This window comes from Vibrio sp. J2-4 (assembly GCF_021728155.1).
Classification (GTDB): domain Bacteria; phylum Pseudomonadota; class Gammaproteobacteria; order Enterobacterales; family Vibrionaceae; genus Vibrio; species Vibrio diabolicus.
Genome location: NZ_JAKKCN010000004.1, coordinates 257384 through 277579 on the forward strand (window position 1 = coordinate 257384; position 20196 = coordinate 277579).

General features: G+C 46.5%; 19 protein-coding genes and 1 riboswitch. Of the genes, 9 read left to right on the plus strand and 10 right to left on the minus strand.

Features of this window, described 5'->3' with window-relative positions; genetic code table 11:
* Nucleotides 1-86 precede the first annotated feature (86 nt).
* The gene (locus tag L3V32_RS15695; protein WP_237284665.1) at nt 87-1034 is read left to right on the plus strand and encodes a LysR family transcriptional regulator; all 948 of its coding nucleotides are present in this window, start codon (nt 87-89) and stop codon (nt 1032-1034) included.
* A gap of 18 nt (nt 1035-1052) precedes the next feature.
* On the opposite strand, the gene thiQ is transcribed toward L3V32_RS15695, so the two are convergent.
* The 5 genes from thiQ to mpl all read right to left on the minus strand — a co-directional run bounded on the left by thiQ (nt 1053) and on the right by mpl (nt 6621).
* Nucleotides 1053-1757, minus strand: coding sequence for a thiamine ABC transporter ATP-binding protein (gene thiQ / locus L3V32_RS15700; RefSeq protein ID WP_046874040.1), 705 nt, complete (start codon nt 1755-1757; stop codon nt 1053-1055).
* On the minus strand, nt 1757-3343 hold the full coding sequence (gene thiP / locus L3V32_RS15705; protein WP_237284666.1) for a thiamine/thiamine pyrophosphate ABC transporter permease ThiP: 1587 nt from the start codon (nt 3341-3343) through the stop codon (nt 1757-1759). The genes thiQ and thiP overlap by 1 nt, the downstream gene beginning before the upstream one ends.
* Nucleotides 3344-3384: 41 nt before the next feature.
* Nucleotides 3385-4377: a thiamine ABC transporter substrate binding subunit gene (gene thiB, locus L3V32_RS15710; protein WP_237284667.1), complete on the minus strand. Its 993-nt coding sequence runs from the start codon at nt 4375-4377 to the stop codon at nt 3385-3387.
* 71 nt (nt 4378-4448) lie between these two features.
* Nucleotides 4449-4585, minus strand: a riboswitch (TPP riboswitch).
* A gap of 37 nt (nt 4586-4622) precedes the next feature.
* Nucleotides 4623-5258, minus strand: coding sequence for a flavin prenyltransferase UbiX (locus L3V32_RS15715; RefSeq protein WP_046874042.1), 636 nt, complete (start codon nt 5256-5258; stop codon nt 4623-4625).
* A gap of 4 nt (nt 5259-5262) precedes the next feature.
* A complete protein-coding gene (mpl, locus tag L3V32_RS15720; protein ID WP_170902406.1) occupies nt 5263-6621 on the minus strand; it encodes a UDP-N-acetylmuramate:L-alanyl-gamma-D-glutamyl-meso-diaminopimelate ligase in 1359 nt (452 codons plus the stop codon).
* Nucleotides 6622-6933: 312 nt separating this feature from the next.
* Between mpl and fbp the strand changes: the two genes are divergently transcribed.
* Both fbp and ppa read left to right on the plus strand, forming a co-directional pair.
* Nucleotides 6934-7950: a class 1 fructose-bisphosphatase gene (gene fbp / locus L3V32_RS15725; RefSeq protein WP_005392321.1), complete on the plus strand. Its 1017-nt coding sequence runs from the start codon at nt 6934-6936 to the stop codon at nt 7948-7950.
* Between the two features lie 127 nt (nt 7951-8077).
* The gene (gene ppa / locus L3V32_RS15730) at nt 8078-8608 is read left to right on the plus strand and encodes an inorganic diphosphatase (protein WP_237284668.1); all 531 of its coding nucleotides are present in this window, start codon (nt 8078-8080) and stop codon (nt 8606-8608) included.
* 74 nt (nt 8609-8682) lie between these two features.
* On the opposite strand, the gene L3V32_RS15735 is transcribed toward ppa, so the two are convergent.
* Genes L3V32_RS15735 through L3V32_RS15750 form a run of 4 tightly spaced genes read right to left on the minus strand, consistent with a single transcriptional unit; the run spans nt 8683 to nt 14961 of the window.
* Nucleotides 8683-9045, minus strand: coding sequence for a DUF2799 domain-containing protein (locus tag L3V32_RS15735; protein ID WP_237284780.1), 363 nt, complete (start codon nt 9043-9045; stop codon nt 8683-8685).
* 49 nt (nt 9046-9094) lie between these two features.
* On the minus strand, nt 9095-9442 hold the full coding sequence (locus L3V32_RS15740) for a gamma-glutamylcyclotransferase (protein ID WP_012841162.1): 348 nt from the start codon (nt 9440-9442) through the stop codon (nt 9095-9097).
* Nucleotides 9443-9487: 45 nt separating this feature from the next.
* Nucleotides 9488-13252 (minus strand): translocation/assembly module TamB domain-containing protein, encoded by a 3765-nt coding sequence (locus tag L3V32_RS15745; protein ID WP_237284669.1) that lies wholly within the window; start codon nt 13250-13252, stop codon nt 9488-9490.
* Nucleotides 13249-14961 carry an autotransporter assembly complex family protein gene (locus L3V32_RS15750; RefSeq protein WP_053809466.1) on the minus strand — a complete coding sequence of 571 codons (1713 nt, stop codon included), beginning with the start codon at nt 14959-14961 and terminating at the stop codon, nt 13249-13251. Before L3V32_RS15750 ends, L3V32_RS15745 begins: the two co-directional genes overlap by 4 nt.
* 167 nt (nt 14962-15128) lie before the next feature.
* Here L3V32_RS15750 and msrA point away from each other — a divergent pair, with 167 nt between their 5' ends.
* Nucleotides 15129-15767, plus strand: coding sequence for a peptide-methionine (S)-S-oxide reductase MsrA (gene msrA, locus L3V32_RS15755; protein ID WP_005392333.1), 639 nt, complete (start codon nt 15129-15131; stop codon nt 15765-15767).
* 87 nt (nt 15768-15854) lie between these two features.
* Here the strand turns inward: msrA and L3V32_RS15760 are convergent, their stop codons facing one another.
* On the minus strand, nt 15855-16055 hold the full coding sequence (locus L3V32_RS15760) for a DUF1107 domain-containing protein (RefSeq protein ID WP_012841164.1): 201 nt from the start codon (nt 16053-16055) through the stop codon (nt 15855-15857).
* A 214-nt stretch (nt 16056-16269) separates the two neighbouring features.
* On the opposite strand from L3V32_RS15760, the gene L3V32_RS15765 reads away from it, so the two are divergent.
* From L3V32_RS15765 to L3V32_RS15785, 5 genes are all read left to right on the plus strand, one after another.
* The gene (locus tag L3V32_RS15765) at nt 16270-16821 is read left to right on the plus strand and encodes a YtfJ family protein (protein ID WP_167426968.1); all 552 of its coding nucleotides are present in this window, start codon (nt 16270-16272) and stop codon (nt 16819-16821) included.
* Nucleotides 16822-17058: 237 nt separating this feature from the next.
* Entirely contained in the window at nt 17059-17358 is a 300-nt protein-coding gene (locus tag L3V32_RS15770) for a DUF2607 family protein (protein ID WP_005392338.1), read from the plus strand.
* Nucleotides 17359-17492: 134 nt separating this feature from the next.
* Entirely contained in the window at nt 17493-18158 is a 666-nt protein-coding gene (locus L3V32_RS15775) for a DUF2796 domain-containing protein (RefSeq protein WP_104969024.1), read from the plus strand.
* A gap of 52 nt (nt 18159-18210) precedes the next feature.
* Nucleotides 18211-18939 carry an ABC transporter ATP-binding protein gene (locus tag L3V32_RS15780; protein ID WP_182036214.1) on the plus strand — a complete coding sequence of 243 codons (729 nt, stop codon included), beginning with the start codon at nt 18211-18213 and terminating at the stop codon, nt 18937-18939.
* Nucleotides 18936-20195: an ABC transporter permease gene (locus L3V32_RS15785; RefSeq protein ID WP_182036215.1), complete on the plus strand. Its 1260-nt coding sequence runs from the start codon at nt 18936-18938 to the stop codon at nt 20193-20195. The genes L3V32_RS15780 and L3V32_RS15785 overlap by 4 nt, the downstream gene beginning before the upstream one ends.
* Nucleotide 20196: the final 1 nt, after the last annotated feature.

Sequence of the window (20196 nt, forward strand, 5' to 3'; positions counted from 1 at the left end):
TACCTCAAATGACAATAACTTGATGGCTAAGGATGAAGAGCCAGACTATAATCAGATCAATATTGAAACAATATGGATAATTGAAAGTGATTGTTCGAAATTTAGAAACAATTGACTTTAGGACGCTCTCTATCTTTGTCACAAGCTGTCGGCTACTGAGCTTAACCAAGTGCGCGGCGGAGTTAAACCTACCAAAATCTACTGTTAGTAAAGCCATAACCAAACTCGAACAACACTTTGAAGCCAAGCTCCTAGAGCGCACGACCCGAAAGTTGGTGATTACCGAAGCTGGTCAAATGGTTTTAGAGCGTGCTGCAAGCTTAGTTGAGGAATTTCACTCGATTGGTCAAGACGTTCAGGAAATGGAACAGCAGATCCAAGGTCGGCTTCGCATTGCTGCGCCGCCAGCCTTGGATGCGTATATGGCTGAGCACATCTTTTTACCATTTTTAAAACAATGGCCAAAAGTACAAATTGCGTTAGAAGCATCGAACGATTTTGTTGATCTGTTTTCACACGGTTTTGATATGGCAATTCGAGTCGGCCAGATCGTCGATGATCGACTGATTGCTAAAAAATTGGGTTACACCACCCGAGTATTGGCCGCCAGTCCTGAGTATTTAGCTGAGTGTGGCGTACCTAAAACGCCAGAAGATCTGACAACACACAACTGTTTGAGATATCAGTATGTTTCAGAGATAGGCCCTTGGACGTTGATTTCGCAGGACAACACGGTCAACGTCTCAGTAAGCAGTAACTTCTCTAGCACCACCGTAGAAGCGGTATTAAAAGGCGCGCTCAAAGGATTGGGAATCGCTAACTTACCTATGCAAAACATGACGCAAGAGCTGAAAAATGGCTCCTTAGTCAGAGTCTTACCTCAATGGCACACGGTACCAATGCCCATTTATTTAGTCTATCGTCCTGGCGCAAACCGAACGCGACGAGTACAAGCGATGATTGACCATATCATGAGCCTAAGATCTCAATTTGAATTTGGTCCTCGACATGGTTTGTGTTGCGGAGAAGCATAACCCAGCCACCATTGAGCATTAGCGTGCGGCTCGGATAAATGCCGCAAGCTTCTCACTCGCATGCTGCTCACTCAATGCAGACATACTATCCGCCGCTTCCACTTTGCCATCAGCCACAAACACAAAGTGGCTGGCAATGGCTTTGGCATCGCTTAAATGGTGCGTGACCATCAATACGGTTATTCCCCGCTCTGCCGCCAGTTTTTTTACCAAGCTCAGCATCTCTTCACGTAAAACCGGATCAAGCGCCGAGAAAGGCTCATCCAACAGCCACATGGGATGAGGCTGAACAAAACAACGCGCCAAGGCAACACGTTGACGCTGCCCTCCAGAAAGGTGCTCAGGCAAACGGTCGAGGTACTCTGCAACGCCAACTTGCTGCGCAGCTTGTTCAACCTGACGTTTTTGGTCTACCGTGAGCTTTAGCCCTGGGTGTAAACCTAAGCCAATGTTGTCACGCACCGACAAGTGAGAAAACAAGTTATGCTCTTGGAACAGCATGGAGAAAGGACGCTGATAAGGCTCTTTACGCACAATAGACTCACCATCAACCCGAATGTCACCTTGGTCAGGATGGATAAACCCAGCCACCAACGCTAGCAACGTCGATTTTCCAGCTCCACTTGGTCCCATCAGCGACACTATCTGACCTTGCTCAATCGTTAAGTCAAAACGAAACAGTTCACGTTGGTAGGTGTACTGCACATCATCCAACACTAACATTACGCTCTCTCCTTCGTTTTCAATACTTTCTCAATCAAGACAAAACAGCCCACACTCAACAACAATAGGGTCACCGATACCACCGCTGCTGCGTCCATCTGATAACTGCCAAGCAACTGGAACAAATACAGAGGTAAGGTACGAAACTCTTGTCCACCAAACAGTGCGATGGCACTTAAATCCCCTATTGCAAACATAAAGCTAATCGCAAACGCATGTGCAAACGGCTTGCGTAGCGCCTGCCACTCCACCACTTTAAATCGTTGCCAACCACGCATGCCTAAGCTGGCACATACATACTGATACTGTTGCTCAATGTGCAGCATCGGTTGCGCTAGCGTTTTGATCACGTAAGGCAAAGCCATCAAACCGTTCACCAAAATCACGACAAAAAATGCCAAGCTAAAAACATCGGTAAATGCGCGCAGTAGTAAGAATAAACCGGTGCTAATCACCAGACCTGGAGTCACCAAAATAATGGTGCCGATTAACTCAATCTGATCGGCTCGCGTGTTTTTGTACTGCAACCGCCAACGGCGACTGGTCAATAGTATGGACACCCCTGCAGCGACCGCAAGCGCACTGGCTAACCCTGCCACTTTGAGTGAGTTAGATAACGCAGACCAAAAACGTTCATCGGTTAACACCGTCCAAACTTGTTGGTTGATGCCACTCAGTAACACCATCAATAACGGTGGTATCACCAATAAAAAGGCACCTATGATCCAAAAGCTATCCCAAGCTTTTGACCACCCATGATCCTTCGTTAAATATTGCTGTACCGATGTGCTGCCAGCACTGATAGAAACAGGCTTTGTTAACTTCTGCACTCCAATCGCAAGCAGTCCACATAACAGCATCTGCCACAGCGCCAATAACGCCCCAGCTTGTAAATCAAAATCAAACTTAATCGCTTGGTAAATTGCCAATTCAATGGTGGTGGATTTTGGCCCGCCCCCCAATGCCATTACAGTGGCGAAACTGGTAAAACACAGCATAAATACCAAACCACAAACGTGGGGAAGTTGCTGTCTTAAACGCGGCCATTCCACCCAACGAAACTTATTCCAATGGTTCATACCTAAATGCGCACACAGCTTATGTTGCTCGGCAGGAATAGATTCTAATGCTTGCAACAGCAAGCGCGCCGCGTAAGGTAAATTAAAGAACACATGGGCGAGTAAAATGCCGTTCAAACCGTAAATAGAAAATGGCAGTTTGCTATCGAAACTCTGTAGCCACTGCGCTAACAAACCGCTGTTGCCATAAATCGCTAATAGCCCGAAAACACCAACCAAAACAGGCAAAACTAGCGTCGATGCAAACAGCTTAAGCAGTAATGACTTACCCCAAAATTGGCGACGTGAAAGCGCGTGCGCAACTGGAATGGCAAAGCCAACACTGAGCAATGTGGAAAGAAAAGCTTGGTAGAAGCTGAACTTGGTGACATGTTGATAATACGGGTCGTCCCATACCACTGACACATCAAGTGAAGGGGCTTGAACCATCAAAGCACCTAGGGCAGAAACAACAAAGGTCGCGATGATCATCGCGACCCCTAAACCTATTTTTGGAACAGAATTCAAAGGTAAAACCTATCTCATTCAGATGAGGGGTGGAACGTCAGCTAAAACGTCAGTGCGCTTTGCCATTCGCGAATCCAAGACTTACGCATTTTTGCCACTTCATCAGCACTAAAGCTCAACGACTGGTTTGGAACGCTCAAGGTTTCAAAACCTTTAGGTAACTCAACGTCAGTAACAGGGTACATCCAGTTACCCGTTGGCATCGCTGACTGGAACTCATCACTTAAAATGAAATTCATAAATTGATCAGCAAGTTCTGAATTTTTTGCCCCTTTCACTTTAGCGGCGACTTCAACTTGCATGTAGTGACCTTCAGCAAAATTCGCCGTCGCAAACTTTGAATCGTTTTCCGCAATTAAGTGGTACGCAGGTGACGTAGTGTAAGAAAGCACTAAGTCCGACTCGCCGTTAAGGAACATGGAATACGCTTCTGACCAACCTTTCGTGACCGTTACGGTTTTGCTCGCTAGCTTCTGCCACGCTTGCGTCACATCGTCGCCATAGATGGATTTCATCCACAGCATCAAGCCTTGGCCCGGCGTTGACGTACGCGGATCTTGATAAATCACTTTCAAATCGTCGCGCGTTTCCACCAGCTCTTTCATGCTTTTCGGCGGATTAGCCAGTTTCTCTGTGTTGTACACAAACGCGAAGTAGCCGTAATCGTACGGTACAAACGTCGTGTCGCTCCAACCATTTGGTAACACTGTGTTGGCCGTATCCACATTGTGCTCGGTAAGCAGACCGGTTTTCTTCGCTTCTGCCATCAGGTTGTTATCCAAACCTAACACGATGTCGGCTTTGCTATTACCGCCTTCAAGACGAAGACGATTCAGGATCGACACACCATCGTCCAACGCCACGAAGTTAACGTCACAGCCACATTTTGCTTCAAAAGCTTGCTCGATTTTAGGACCCGGCCCCCAATCTGCGGCAAAAGAATCGTAGGTATAAATAGTTAATGGGTTTTCAGCAGCAAACGCTGAAGTTGAAGTAATTGCAGCTAAGGCAATCAGACTTGAAGTGGTTTTCACTGCTCGCTCTCCATGAGTATTTCAGAGAAATAAGTTGAGCGGCACAGGGTTGAGGCGGCTATTAAGGACTTCCAATATCCAGACTCAATTCCTACGCCAGCATTATCTGGTTCAGGTAATACGGGTCCCTAGTTAAGAACTTAGGTCTCAGCGCCCAAATGCATTGATTGACTCAATGCTAAATGGGTTTGCTCCCCGATGAGTTGGATGGATTGTAAAGGTATTTGAGTGGTTACACAATCAGCTCACGAACGCTGGTCATAACCCCAACGAGGCACTAAACCTTGCTCAATACCTAAGTGGTCGAGAATTCTCGCCACCATAAAATCCACTAAGTCTTCAATGCTCTTTGGCTGATGGTAGAAACCCGGAGCCGCTGGCATGATGGTCACGCCCATTTGCGATAGCTTGTGCATGTTCTCCAGATGCAGCGTTGAAAATGGCGTTTCGCGAACGACGAGCAACAACTGCCCACGCTCTTTCATCACCACGTCAGCGGCGCGCTCAATCAAGTTATCCGACATACCATGCGCAATCGCCGCAACACTTCCCGCAGAACATGGGCAAACCACCATTTGCTTTGGTGCCGCAGAGCCAGATGCTACCGGTGAGAACCAGTCATCTTTACCACAAACGGTGATGTTATCGGGATTGCAGTTCAGGTGCTCTACCAACGCTTGCTTTGCGGCTTCTGGCCCACTTGGCAGCTTAAGGTTGTGTTCGGTTGCCATCACGACACGAGCCGCCGAAGAGATCAGAACGTAGACATGATAATCCGCCGCGACCAAACATTCTAAAAGTCGCAGACCATAAGGCGCACCAGATGCTCCAGTTAACGCTAAAGTGATGGCTTTTTCTGCTTGCTGCTGTTTGTTTTGCATAAAATCAGACTTTTTGTTTAAGTTGCTCGAGGATCTTGCCGTGAATACCGCCAAAGCCACCATTACTCATCACCAGAATTTGGTCACCTGGCTGCGCTCGTTCAACGATTTTCGCTACAAAGTTATCGATGTCAGCGTCAACAAAAGCAGGTTGCTGACATTGTTCCGCGATATCTTGCACCGACCATTCGATGTTGTCTGGTTGGAATAAGAACACTTCATCTGCGCTGTGTAGTGAATCCGCGAGTGTGTTTTTGTGCACGCCGCGCTTCATAGTGGCAGAACGAGGTTCCAACACGGCAAGAATGCGTTTTTCGCCTACCTTGTTACGCAAACCACCGACGGTGAGTTCAATTGCCGTTGGGTGATGCGCAAAATCATCGTAAACCGTCACACCTTGCTCTTCACCTTTTAACTCAAGACGGCGCTTGGTGTTAATGAAACGGCCCAGAGCCTGACACGCAAGCTCCGGCGTTACGCCAACGTGTCGCGCCGCGGCAATCGCCATTAACGCATTATCAACGTTATGATCACCCACCAAATCCCATTCGACGGTACCGACCTTCTCGCCTTGTAGAGCAACTTCAAATTTTGAGCCATCGACCACTAATTTGTGCGCCTGCCAGTCGCCATCAACACCTGAAAACTGCTTTTCTGTCCAGCAACCACGCTCTAATACATCCGCCAAAGCTTGGTCTTGCTTCGGAGCTAAGATTAAGCCATTGCCGGGAACCGTTCGCACTAAATGATGGAATTGGCGCTTGATCGCCTCTAGATCATCGAAGATGTCAGCATGATCAAACTCAAGGTTGTTCATGATTAAGGTTCGAGGATGGTAGTGCACAAACTTAGAACGCTTATCGAAAAAAGCACTGTCATATTCGTCCGCTTCAACGACAAAAAACATGCTTTCGCCCAAACGAGCAGAGACTCCAAAGTTACCAAGTACTCCACCAACTAGGAAACCAGGTTGATAACCGCAGTCTTCGAGTATCCAAGCCAGCATGCTCGACGTAGTCGTTTTACCGTGTGTACCCGATACCGCCAATACCCAGCGATCGTGCAGCAAAAACTCGTTGAGCCACTGCGGACCAGAGGTGTAGCGCATGTTGGTATTGAGCACATGTTCAACACATGGGTTACCACGGCTCATGGCATTACCAATCACCACAAGGTCTGGTTGAGGGTCGAGTTGAGACGGGTCGAAGCCTTCAATAATTTCAATACCTTGAGACTCAAGCAACGTGCTCATCGGTGGGTAAACGTTGGCATCAGAACCAGTGACTTTATGCCCTAATTGGCGCGCTAAAATCGCAGCGCCGCCCATAAATGTGCCACAGATACCCAAGATATGAATGTGCATAAACTAAACCTTGTAATGCGTTCTTTAATGCTTTCATTATCGCGATCACAACCAGAAAAGCGAGAGACTTTAGCCTTCTTCTTGCAGTCCCTTTCACAAATATGACAAGGTTGAACACAGACTGTACAACCTCTTGCTTACTGATGAATCCCTCAAACAAGTCTACAAATAAATTGAGATCTCAAACAGTTACTTCATTACCATTAAAAAGATCTGCGACTTAAACTTACATCCAGCGCAATCGTTTAACATCCATAAAGAGATGCTCACTTGCGCACTACCCCCAATGAAATGAAAATGTAAGGATTAACCATGTCAGGACTGCGCACCCTAGGCGAGTTCATTGTCGAAAAACAAGCGGATTTCCCCCACGCTAGCGGTGATCTATCATCCCTTTTAGCCTCCATTCGTTTAGCTGCAAAAATCGTTAACCGCGAAATCAACGCAGCGGGCCTCGGTGATATCACTGGTGCTGTAGGCACGGAAAATGTCCAAGGTGAAGACCAACAAAAGCTCGATGTTTACGCGAACGATAAGTTCAAAGCCGCGCTTGAAGCTCGTGACCAAGTGTGTGGCGTTGCCAGTGAGGAAGAAGACGAAGCGGTTGCTTTCAACAAAGAGCTCAACCAAAACGCCAAATATGTGGTACTGATGGACCCACTTGATGGTTCTTCTAACATCGATGTGAACGTCTCTGTCGGTACTATCTTCTCTATTTATCGCCGTGTTTCACCTATTGGCACACCAGCGACAGAAGAAGATTTCCTTCAGCCTGGTCATAAGCAAGTTGCCGCTGGTTACGTGATTTACGGTTCATCAACCATGTTGGTTTACACCACGGGTAACGGCGTAAACGGCTTTACTTACGACCCATCTATCGGCAGCTTCTGCCTTTCTCATGAAAACATGATGATTCCAGAAGAAGGCAAGATTTATTCGATCAACGAAGGTAACTACATTCGCTTCCCTCAAGGGGTGAAGAAGTACATCAAGTACTGCCAAGAGAATGTGCCAGAAGACGGTCGTCCATACACTTCGCGCTACATTGGCTCATTGGTTGCTGATTTCCACCGCAACTTACTGAAAGGTGGTATCTACCTTTACCCTAGTACGCAAAGCCATCCACAGGGCAAACTGCGTCTGCTTTATGAATGTAACCCAATGGCGTTCTTAATTGAGCAAGCGGGCGGTATTGCATCAGACGGCGTCAATCGCATCATGGATATCAAACCAACCGAATTGCACCAACGTGTGCCTTTCTTTGTTGGTTCTAAGAACATGGTTCGCAAAGTTGAAGAGTTCCTTGAACTGCACCGCGACGAAGAATAATTTCAGACCTTTGTCCAACGCGGCAGGTGTTTACCTGCCGCGTTTTTGTCGCTAAAGTGAAACGCGAATTTATCATCAGATGAAGCCGCTTCTGTGTGACTCATCGTTAATGAAAAGGAATATTCTAATGAGCTTAAACCATGTGCCAGCAGGCAAGTCGCTGCCTGAAGATATCTATGTCGTGATCGAAATTCCTGCAAATGCAGATCCAATCAAGTACGAAGTAGATAAAGACTCTGGTGCGGTATTTGTTGACCGTTTCATGTCTGCACCGATGTTCTACCCATGTAACTATGGCTACGTGAACAATACGCTGTCTCTTGATGGCGACCCAGTCGACGTACTGGTACCAACACCATACCCACTTATGCCAGGTTCAGTGATTCACTGCCGTCCTGTTGGCGTTTTGAATATGACGGATGAGTCAGGTGAAGACGCAAAAGTGTTTGCGGTTCCACACACCAAAATCTCGAAAGAGTACGATCACATCCAAGATGTGGACGATATCCCAGAACTACTGAAAGCGCAGATCACGCAATTCTTTGAGCGTTACAAAGAGCTTGAAGCAGGTAAATGGGTGAAAGTGGATGGTTGGGCAGATGTTGCTGCCGCTAAAGCTGAAATCCTAGAATCTTACGAGCGCGCTCAGAAAAAATAAGCATCACGGCTGATACAAAATTAAAAAGAGCTGCTTTAGGGCAGCTCTTTTGCTTTTCATCTTGTGTAAGTCAACTAGATAGGCGCGCCTGCAGAAGACATTCGGCCGGCGTCATAGTCATGCTGAAAGAAGGGGTCTAGGTCATCACAAATACCAAAATACGGACGCCCGATAACACCAAGCATATACGCGCTTTGTTCACAATACTCTTGCTTCCCTTGCTGATAACCCGTTTGATAGGCCATGATCAGTTCAGGCGTAGCATGATTAGTACCATCCAATGCAGCGATACGATCTTCAGATAAAACTCTTAATCCATCTAAGGCAGATTGCTTACCAAACGCTTGCCAGTCGGTAACATTACTCGAGGTCGGCAGAGTTGTTTGCGCGCATGCGGCAAGAATCAACGCCATTGATACAATTACGAATACCTTCATCATGACTCCTTAGTGACCAGCTCGTCGCTATTGATAATGTCAGTATAGCTCACACCTTTTGACACCAATCTCCGGAAGCGATTTCTTCGGTCAGTTGTTCAGTATCTTGATACAAGTAGATCCAAGCTTGGCCAAACGGCGTGACGATGCTCTCTCGACGATACTCTACTGGCACATCTTCCAGCTTATCTAGCTCGGATAAGGTTTCATCATCAATCAGATACACTTCACCTTGTATCGAGCGCTGCCCGACAGACAACGCGGGATAAGGACCTAAGTCATACAGTGCGAACTGAGCATCCGTTTCATGCTGACCAAGAAACTGGGCCGAGCTCAGAAAGTGATGATTACACTCTCCTTTACGCAAGGTCCCATATACAAAAACTAAATGCTGCATAACCACTCCTTAGTCATGAACTTTATGTACGCAGGTGGACAAGCTCTAATCGAACTCAAATTGATAGAGTAGGTCAACCGCACTATCTACACCAGAAACCGCCTCTAAATACAGATCTTGCATCAATCGATAACGCACGGTGAACTCGCCTAGTGAGTTAAAGATGCCGACGCCGTATTTCACCTGTAATCCCGGCAGAATGTAACCACTGACGGTCACTTGAGAATCATCGCCCGACCCCGCCGTATCCAATTGTAAATCTTGAACCCCAAAGGCTTCACCGATTTCACCAACCACGCGTCCACTCTTTGCCAAACTTAGGCCGATCAACGTGGTCGTCATAGCATTGCCTCCCGCTTCGCCATCAATGTCTTGACCGCGAAGTAGGTAAGAGAGCGCATTCGCTTGAGGCATCGCTGGCTCAGAGAATATCTCCACATTTGGATCCGATGCTGGTCCTGTTACACGCACACCAGCAATCACGTCATCTTGGGTATTATCTGGGTTTCGAATCGCCTTAATAGAAACGTACGGCTGATCTGCTGGGCCATTCATTAAGATCTTACCTTCTTCAATCACCAAATCCTGACCAAAAGAGCGGTAAGAACCATCGACGATATTAACCTCACCAACGATGAACGGACCTTTATCTTTCTGTGTCACATTGAGGTTACCTTTCAGACCACCTTTCAAGCCAAAGGCGGCCAGTTGGAAGTCATCACCAATCTTAATGTTGATATCCGTTTCAACATCAAATGGCATTGGCTCGATATCACTCACAGGCTGTAAGTTCTGGTCCAAAATCACGGTGTCGCTTGAAACACCAACCGCACTTGGTGGCAGCTCTTCAACCACAACTCGTCCCCAAGGCAGATTAATATTACCTTCGACCTTAGCAAGCTGCGGTGTGACATCAATAGTCATGTCCGGCTCAACTTTGATTTTTACCATTGGTGGAAGATCCACCTGAAGCTCTTTCGCAAATACGCGAGCTTTGGTATGCCAATTTTGTAGATCCTGCCAATCGGCCTCACCAGTCACTTCCAACTCACCATCTGGCGTCATGATACCCGCATCAAGATCCGCTTGGTGACCTTTAAAGTTGATCGCGACCTGACCGGAGTTAATGTCTATCGGCGTGACTTCACCTTGTAGCTTCATTTGATCAATCAAGAACTGACCGTTGACTTTAGGGTGCATAACATCACCAGATATCGCCAAATCAGTATTCATGTTCGCTTTGAATAGGCTGTACTCACCTATCAACGGCGCTAAGAAATCCAGATGGAATGTCGATAGCGAGACCTTACCGTCAATCTCAGGCTGCTCAGACGTTACATCGACCAAAGAAACCTGACCTGATAAGTCACCATTGTCTCTCACATCAAATAACCACTCAGCATCTAACTTGTCTTTTGCCAGCGCCGCTTTAAAGCTAAAGCTTTCCCAACCAAGAGTTATCGGCTGCTCTAGTGCTTGCTCTACTTGACCTTTAGGCATATCAACGTTCACCGTGACTTCCGGCTTCATCTCTGGTGCCCATTTTGCTGTCGCTTGCGCGTTGACCGACCCTTGTAATTTCGTCTCTGGCGGCAGGAACTGCTTGATTTGTTCAAAGTCAAAGTCGTTCACAGCTAACTTGGCTTCGCCACTTTGACCAACACTAATATCTTCGGTCAAACAAACACTCGAATTGGCTTGCAGCCAACAATGTGCTTGAACATCAGCGATTTGTTTATCAATGGTGACTTTAACCGCCGTCGATTTCTGCAACGCCCAAGGTCCCTGCGGCGTGCTCAAAGTAAGACGACGCAATGCACCATCCCAGATCATTTGCGGCTTCTGTATGAATGAGCCTTCAATTTCTAAGCTGGTTGATACAATGTCAGACACCACATCTAGCGTCAGTTGGTGCAGTTTTTCATCCCCAGAGACTTCAAGGTCTGCACTATCAACTTTAATGTCGTCGTAGGTAATGTTGTTCGCAATGAGGCTTAAGTTCGCTTTCGGTGCTGGCAGAGGCGTCACATCCCCCTTCAAGGTTATGTTTTCAACGTTCGCTTGCTGCTGCCAGTTCACTTGGTTTAGCGCTAGGTCTAATTTGATGTCAGGCTCTTTCAAGCTACCACGCAGCGCAACATTGCCCTGCATCTTACCTGCAAGATCCGGAACACTTTTCGCAAAATCGGGGAAGTTAACCTCAACATCCATTAATATCTGCTTATCAATCTTACCCTTGGCACTCAATTGGTTAGGGCCATGAGAAAGCGCTAAACCTTGCGTGGTAAGCTGAATGTCTTCACCTTTGCCATTCTTATCAGACGCTTCCAGTTGGCCTTCCACATTCAGCGGATAACCGCGCAAAATGCCATCGATATCTAACTTAGGTAAACTGACTTGCCAACCGCCTTGTTCTGTTAAAGAACCTGAAGTCGAGAGGCTACCACTGATATCGCCTTCCGCTTCTTCCCATTGAAGCCCTGGTTGAATATGTTGCAAATTAAGGTCAGCTTGCCAGTTGATTGGCGCAGCCCAATTCGCCATCACCTGACCGGATAGCTCACCGCCCAATGTTTTAACTACCAGGCTTTCAAGATCGATTTGCTCTAATGTGCCTTTGCCGTTTAGTGCAACATCTACAGCAGGAATATCTTTACCCGAAGCTTGTGTTTCTAGTGCCACGGCGTATCCGTCCAGGGAACCTTTTGCAGATAAACTTGGTACCGATACTTGATAATCACTTTGACCGATTAACGGCCATTGCGCTTGCACATTTTTGATTGCAACATCAAAGGGTAACTGCGCTTTCAGGGGCTGAAGTTCACCTTTGATCTCCGCTTCGACTAGTTCAGATAAGGTCGCAGTGAGAGAAAGGTCTCCCACCGAACCAACAGCTGACAGCGACAGCTTTTGTCCCTTCGCATCCGCTTGCTTCACCAGCGCATCGAGCTGAGCTTTGAGAGGATAGTCGGCAGAAAGCGTTACTTGCGTGCTTAACTTACCTTCCACTTCAGGCATATCGAGCTCTAATGTTTTCACATCAACACGGTCGCCCCCCGCTTTCGCTACAGCACCAAGGTGGTGAACGATCACCGGCTTCTCACCTGCAAGCTTGAAGTTATGAATATCGAGGCGTCTTGCTTCCACAGTGAGTGGAATCCACACCTCAGGTAACACAATATCTTGCGGCGGAGCGTCAGCGTCTTTCGGCTCGTCGGTGGCGGCTTCAGGTTCAGCTTCACTTGGAGCCAGTGCAACATTGATGTCTTTTAATGCCGTCGGCGCAATCACTAAACGGTCGCCTTGCATAGAAAGCCCGGTAGAGAAATCTTGCCAATCAATTTGGTTGCCCAAAATGTTTAAGTTAATGTCATCAAAACTGACCTTATTAACAAAAATAGGGACTGGTGTACTGACTGTACGTAATGGCGGTGTCTCCTCTGGCTCTTCGCCTGCCGGAGGGAGCTCTGGCATCTGAAAGTTAACACCTTGCAGGGTTAGCTCATCGACACAGACTTTAGGATCAAAGAAACAACGGAAGTTAACCGCTAACGCTAAACGATCGACTTTTGCGTCGATGTTCAAAGATTCGTCGACAAAACTGACGTTCTGTAGCTCAAAACGAGGAAATAATGAACCCTGAACTTTCTCTATCTGTAGTTGCGGTAAAGCCTTTTCTGCTCCCCACAACGCGAGCTTAAGACCAGGGTGAGTAAATAGCACTGTCGCAACAAAAATGATGAGCAACAGCAATAGACCAATCAAACTTAGCGACAGCCATTTGGTCCACTTAAACATCATTTTGATCATAACTCAGGCCCCAATGAGAAGTGGATGCGGAACTCTCTTTCTGGTTTTTCATCCAGTCCCCACGCAAAATCAAAGCTAACCGGTCCAACCGGAGACGCCCAACGGATACCCACACCAGCACCCGATTTCCATTCAGGTGTTTCGTTAAATGCATCACCAATATCGTAGAAGGTGGCTGCCCACCAGTTTCCATACACGCGATATTGATACTCTAATGTGCTGCTGACGATGTATTTACCACCCGTCAAGGCGCCACTTTCATCCACAGGTGAAATAGACTCATATCCATAACCACGAATGTTGTTATCACCACCAGCGAAGAAACGCAGGGAAGGTGAAAGCTTTTCAAATTCCTCAGTGATGTTCGCACCACCTTCTAAACGGAACAAACCACGATGATTATCACCGATCCCGCGGATCCAAGATGATCGCCCTAATAGGCGCAATACTCGCGTTTCTGACAGCAAAGCAGGATCACCATATTCGATCGTTACACTTTGCTTATCCCCCCACATTGGCATGTTGCCACCACGGACACGAGTTCGTGAAAAAGTAGCTCCGGGTAACACAAATTGCACCCCATCATCTTGCAGACCTTGAGAGAAGTTTTCGTACAAGTGACGAACATAAATGGTTTTATGCCAGCCGCCATCGGTTAGCCAATGTCGCTCAACTGCCAGGTTGGATTCCAAACTCTCCGTATCTCGGTTATCAAGGTGCTTTAAACCAAATTGCAGTTGGTAGTATTCACGCAATACATCATCAAGCGGGATTTTGTAGCCTGCCGTGATCGTCTGTTCTGGCTTTGATAGTGATAACGCCGTATTAAAGCTGTGGCCACGTGAACTAACCCATGGTTTTTTCCATTTTAACGTGCCACGCACACCAGTATCGGTCGAGTAACCAAGACCGGTTTCTATTTGGTTTTTTGACGCTGGCGCGAGCGAGACCTTAATTGGCAATTCGCGTCCCTCATCCAATTTACTTAAATCAGGCTCCACAAAAACCGATGAAAACCAATCGGTATTAGACAGATTTTGGTTGTACTCCCCCACTTGCGAAACCAAGTAAGGTTCACCAATTTCAAAAGGTCGCATTGATTCAACACGGTTTTCCCAAATCTGACTGCCAGTAATGTTAATCGGACCAAAGTGATAACGAATACCACTGTCATAATGCAAACGCACATTCGCTTCATTGAAGTCAGGAATCACTTCAAGTTTGCTGAGCTTGTAATCACCATTGAAATAACCACGCTGCAACGCCAAGTTACGAATACCCGATTTCAGGCTATCGTATTCGCCTTGATTCAATACTTTGCCGACTTTAAGCGGTGAACGTTCAATAAGTTTGGCGAACTCTTCATCGTCTTTTGCTTCACCTGTGATCACCACATCCATGACTTTCACTTTCACAGGTAAACCCGGCTTGATGCTGACGATCAACTCATCATTCCCTTCCGGAATAGAGTATGAAATTTTTGCATGATAATACCCAAGCGCATTAAGAGCTTCAGTGATACTTTGATCTAATCTCGCTTGAAAGCGCAGAGAAGTGGAGTAGTCCTTCGCTGGAATGGACGACAGGTACGCACTGACATTCTCTTCTAAAGCGCCATCGATGCCTTTTAAAGTCAAAGAAACATCGGCATAGGCACCATGAGAAAAGGCAAACAGGCCAACAATGGTGAGGAGAGCTTTTTTTATCATGCTTTTTTGGCTGAATGAGGTTAAGTAAACGTAAATAATGATAACGCCAATTAAAGTCTAAGTCTGTAATATTAATAGGTTTAACGCGGTCTATGTCATCACAGCATCAGATACAGACGAAATGAAAAAGTTCGCAAATTTAAGACACGTATTGAAGGACAAATACCATGCTCAACAAACAAACATTGATCAGTATAGAAGATGCCTTGCCAGGTAGAGATCAACCGATGCAGGTTGAAGATCATCATTTTGTAAACAAATCTAACTTAAAGGCACCATTGGAGCCGCATCAACAACAAATTCTGCTGGGAATGGGCTGCTTTTGGGGTGCTGAGCGCGTATTTTGGCAACTGGATGGGGTTATCTCCACTTCGGTTGGCTACGCCGGTGGATATACACCCAATCCTACTTATGAAGAGGTGTGTACGGGTAAAACAGGCCATACAGAGGTAGTACGAGTCGTCTTCGATGAACGCGTGATTTCCTTAGAAAAACTACTGGCCGTTTTTTGGGAGAAACATGACCCAACCCAGGGAATGCGTCAAGGTAACGATTTGGGCACACAATACCGTTCTGCTATTTACACTTATTCCGCGAAGCAGCAAGAGAGCGCAGAAAAATCGAAGCTCTTGTATCAACAAGCACTGCAAGAGGAACTACGCGCGAATATCACCACTGAGATACAGCCAGCGGGCCCGTATTATTTTGCCGAAACTTACCACCAACAATACCTGGCTAAAAACCCTGACGGTTACTGCGGTATCGGTGGCACAGGTGTTTGCTTCCCACCCAGCTTACAAAGTTAGTTCCTACGACTAACTCAAACCAAAAAGAGCGACCGAATAGGTCGCTCTTTTTTTGAAATCGAAAACTAAATTCAAGCCAACGGGCTCTTAAACAGACAGCGAAGCAATCACTTGGTTGACTTCTTTAAAGATGGTGAGTCTTTTCTGATCGTTGACGTCAGGGAGCAAAACTTTGCCATTGTCGAACTGGAAACATCCAACCCCAGCAATAAAGAATTGACCTTTGAACAACGTTTTAACGAAACGTGCCACTTGTAATGGTCGGTATACAGCAAACTCACGTAGCATAACTCACCTCAATTCCTTTGAGAAAACACGGATTGCTTATTTATCCTCTGCAATCTTGATGCGCAATCTGCGACGAGGTTCATTTTAGCAAATTCTAAATATAACGCAATATTACACCACCCCATACGTTAAATAAATGTTATCAACAGTTCTACAAATTTCCTAGATCTGGATATATACTGGAAAACTTCCAACTCGTACGGAATATAACAATATGAAAACTAAGACTCTCCTACCTCTACTATTGGCTATAACGCCAAGCTTTGCGTTTGCACACAACCTATCTGTCGGTGAGGCCGTTCCTTCTGCCAAGGTCGCGGCTTATGGCGAGATTGTTTTGCAGGGTGAGGGCGTGGCATACCAACCATGGGCAACCCAGCATATGCAGGGTAAGGTTCGTGTTATTCAAGCAATCGCAGGTCGTAGCAGTTCAAAAGAAATGAACGCCCCTTTGATGTCAGCAATAACCGCCGCGCAATTCCCGCAAGAAAGCTACCAAACAACTACGATCATTAACCAAGATGATGCAATCTGGGGGACAGGTTCGTTCGTGAAATCTTCAGCCCAAGACAGCAAAAAAGAGTTTCCTTGGTCATCTATGGTTCTGGATGAAAATGGCGTAGTCGCCAACACTTGGGATCTTAAAGAAGAAAGCTCTGCCATTATTGTTCAAGACAAAACAGGCAAAGTGCTGTTTGTAAAAGAAGGCGCACTTGAGCAAGATGAAATTGCAAAGGTGATCGAGCTAATTAAACAGAACATCTAGTCTCGTTGCTTGGCTCCTTAATATCCGTAGTACGCAGTATAAGGAGCCATGCGACCAAACTTAAAGCTTGAGATTTTCTGTTGCCCCTAGTTTAACGCTCAGTGATTCCACCAAGGAGACTGTCTCAGATTCGGCGACATCACATGTGTTGACGTAAATTTTCCCACTAGCCAACAAAAGAGTGAACTTTTACTCATTATGGGTGTTATATTATAACAGTCGGTAAGAGGAGCTCAGATGTACCACCACCAGCAAAAGATACGGAAGCATTGGCATCGCACTGTTTTATTTTTCAGTGTCGCGTTGCTGATCGCTTGGAACTTTGCGGTAATCCTTCATCAAGTTGATCTGACTCCCGAACACCACACACACCATCATTGCCAGCTATTTTCTGGGGTTCAGCACGGCATAGCCAAAGCTCAACCGACCCTATCGACGCCAACATTTACGCGCATCCAATACCATGATGTCTTTCAGCGCCTTGTTAATAGTGAAGACATTCGTGGTGCAGCTCGTGCCCCGCCTTATTTTGCTTAATTTCCAAACTATTCCACACTCAACATAATTTGTGCGTATTCCTGCACCTAACGTGTCAACGAGTCGCACCTTAGTAAATACAAATCTGATCCGGTATTGCTCGGGTTAGTGCCAGCAAAATTAGGAAACACAAAATGTCATCGAAACATGTTTTAGCGCTTGTCATTGGTCTCTCTTTATCGACAGCAGCAAATGCGGACGAATACCGCCAGCACGGTGCTCATGTGCATGGTCACGTCGAATTTAATATCGCCCAAGATGGAAAGGATCTGTTAGTGGAGATTACTGCTCCCGGAGCCGATGTGGTCGGTTTCGAGCATGCTCCAGAAAATGAACAGCAAGAGCAAGCACTTAAACAAGCAATTGCTACCCTAGAAGACAGCAACACACTGTTTGCTATTAACGCGCAAGCCAATTGTGATATTGAAGAAGCTTACGTAAACCATAACCTCAGCACCCCTCATGAAGACCATGATCATAGCGAGCACGACCATGATGACCATACAAATCACGATCATGAAGGGCACGAACACCATGATCACCACAATGAACATCATGATGAACATGAGCACCATGACGGTCACGATGCTCACCATGAGGAGCATGAAAATGGCGGACATGGTGAGTTTTCGGTGCAATATCGATTCAGCTGTGACCAAGTTAACCAACTCAGTCACATTCAAACCGACTGGTTTAATCAATTTCCAACGACTGAGTCAATCAACGTCAATATATTCACTGACACCATGCAATCAGCCATCAAACTGAGCAAAGATAACTCCCAAATCGTAATCAAATAACACGAGTGGCGTGTAAGTACACACTTACACGCCAATGCTTTGGTGATTTAGTATGACTGAAATCATGTCAAACGTTGTTGAGCTAAATAATGCCCAGTTTGTCTGGCCCGGTTCAACACACGCAACCATTCATATTCCACAGTTACATATTGCCCAAGGTGAGCACGTATTTATCAAAGGTCCCAGTGGCTGCGGTAAATCTACGCTGCTTGCCCTACTAACTGGCATCAACACGTTAACATCAGGCTCTCTATCCGTACTGAATACTGACCTTGTTAGTTTAAGTGCAAGTCAAAGAGACAAATTTCGCGCCGATCACATTGGCTATATCTTTCAGCAGTTCAATTTATTGCCTTATTTAAACGTACTTGAAAACGTACTACTGCCTTGCCAATTCAGTCAAACACGACGTGGCCGCGCTCGTTCAAGAACGTCATCTCAAACGTTAGAAGAGCAAGCTCAAGCTCTGCTTGAAAGACTCCACCTACCCAGCGAACTTCATGCTCGTCCGGTATCGGAACTGAGCATTGGCCAACAACAACGTGTTGCGGCTGCACGAGCACTCATTGGGTATCCGGGGTTAGTGATTGCTGACGAGCCAACCTCCGCTCTAGACCACGATAACCGTAAAGCGTTTATTGAACTCCTGATGGAGCAAACGAATCAAGCCAACGCTACGCTGATCTTCGTCAGTCACGATCCAACGCTTGAGCCCTTATTTGACCGCACACTTAACCTACCAGATATTAACCAAGCATCTAACCTAGGAGCCGCATCATGAGCGCTGTTGCAAAGCTCGCGTGGAAGAGCTTAATCAATCGTAAGGCGACGGCAATATTAACCATCATGACAGTCGCGATTTCTGTCATACTCCTTTTAGGAGTAGAACGCATTCGTACTCAGGCAAAAGATAGCTTCGCCAATACAATTTCAGGCACCGACCTCATCATTGGTGGCCGTTCTGGACAAGTGAACTTGCTGCTCTACTCTGTGTTTCGCATTGGCAATGCCACCAACAACATTGACTGGAAGAGCTACCAAGAGTTTGCCAATCATCGAGCAGTAGATTGGGCGATTCCAATCTCACTTGGCGACTCGCACAAAGGGTTCCGAGTCATGGGAACCAACCACAGCTATTTTGAACACTATAAATTCGGAAGTAAGCAATCACTAACCTTTTCAGAAGGCCAAGAATTCAATGGTTTATTTGAAACCGTGCTCGGTTCTGATGTCGCAAAACAGCTGGGTTATCACGTCGGTAGTGAAATCATCATTGCCCACGGCATTAGTGATGTAGGCTTTAGCCGACATGACAACCTGCCATTCAAAGTTGTCGGGATTCTTGCGCCCACTGGCACGCCAGTCGACAAAACCGTCCATGTCTCGCTAGAAGCCATCGAAGCCATCCACGTCGGATGGGAAAGCGGTGCACGTTTAGGCCCAACACCCAAGGCACAAGACCTCAAAAACAGAGACTTTCAGCCCAAGCAAATTACCGCGATGCTGGTCGGTTTGAAATCTCGTATTCAGACTTTCGCCCTACAAAGGCAAATCAACACTTATCCCAAAGAACCGCTTAGCGCGATTATGCCCGGGATTGCGTTGCATGAACTGTGGGGAATGATGTCTGTTGCCGAGCAAGCCTTAATGGCAGTGTCTGGCTTTGTGGTGATTGCAGGATTACTCGGCATGCTAAGCAGCTTATTAACCAGCTTGCAGGAGCGCCGCCGTGAAATGGCGATTTTGCGCGCTATGGGAGCAAGACCTCGTCATGTTTTCTCATTGTTGATCAGCGAAGCCAGTCTACTTACTGCCGCCGGAATTGTGACCGGAGTGGCAGGGCTGTATGCCATTCTCGCCATCGTGCAACCCATCATTCAACAGCATTATGGAATACATCTGACTTTAAGCCTCTTATCGCCCTATGAATGGATGTTATTAGGTTTCGTACAATGCGCTGGAATTGTAATTGGTTTCATCCCGGCTTTTCGCGCCTACCGACAGTCACTAAGTGACGGAATGACAATAAGGATTTAAT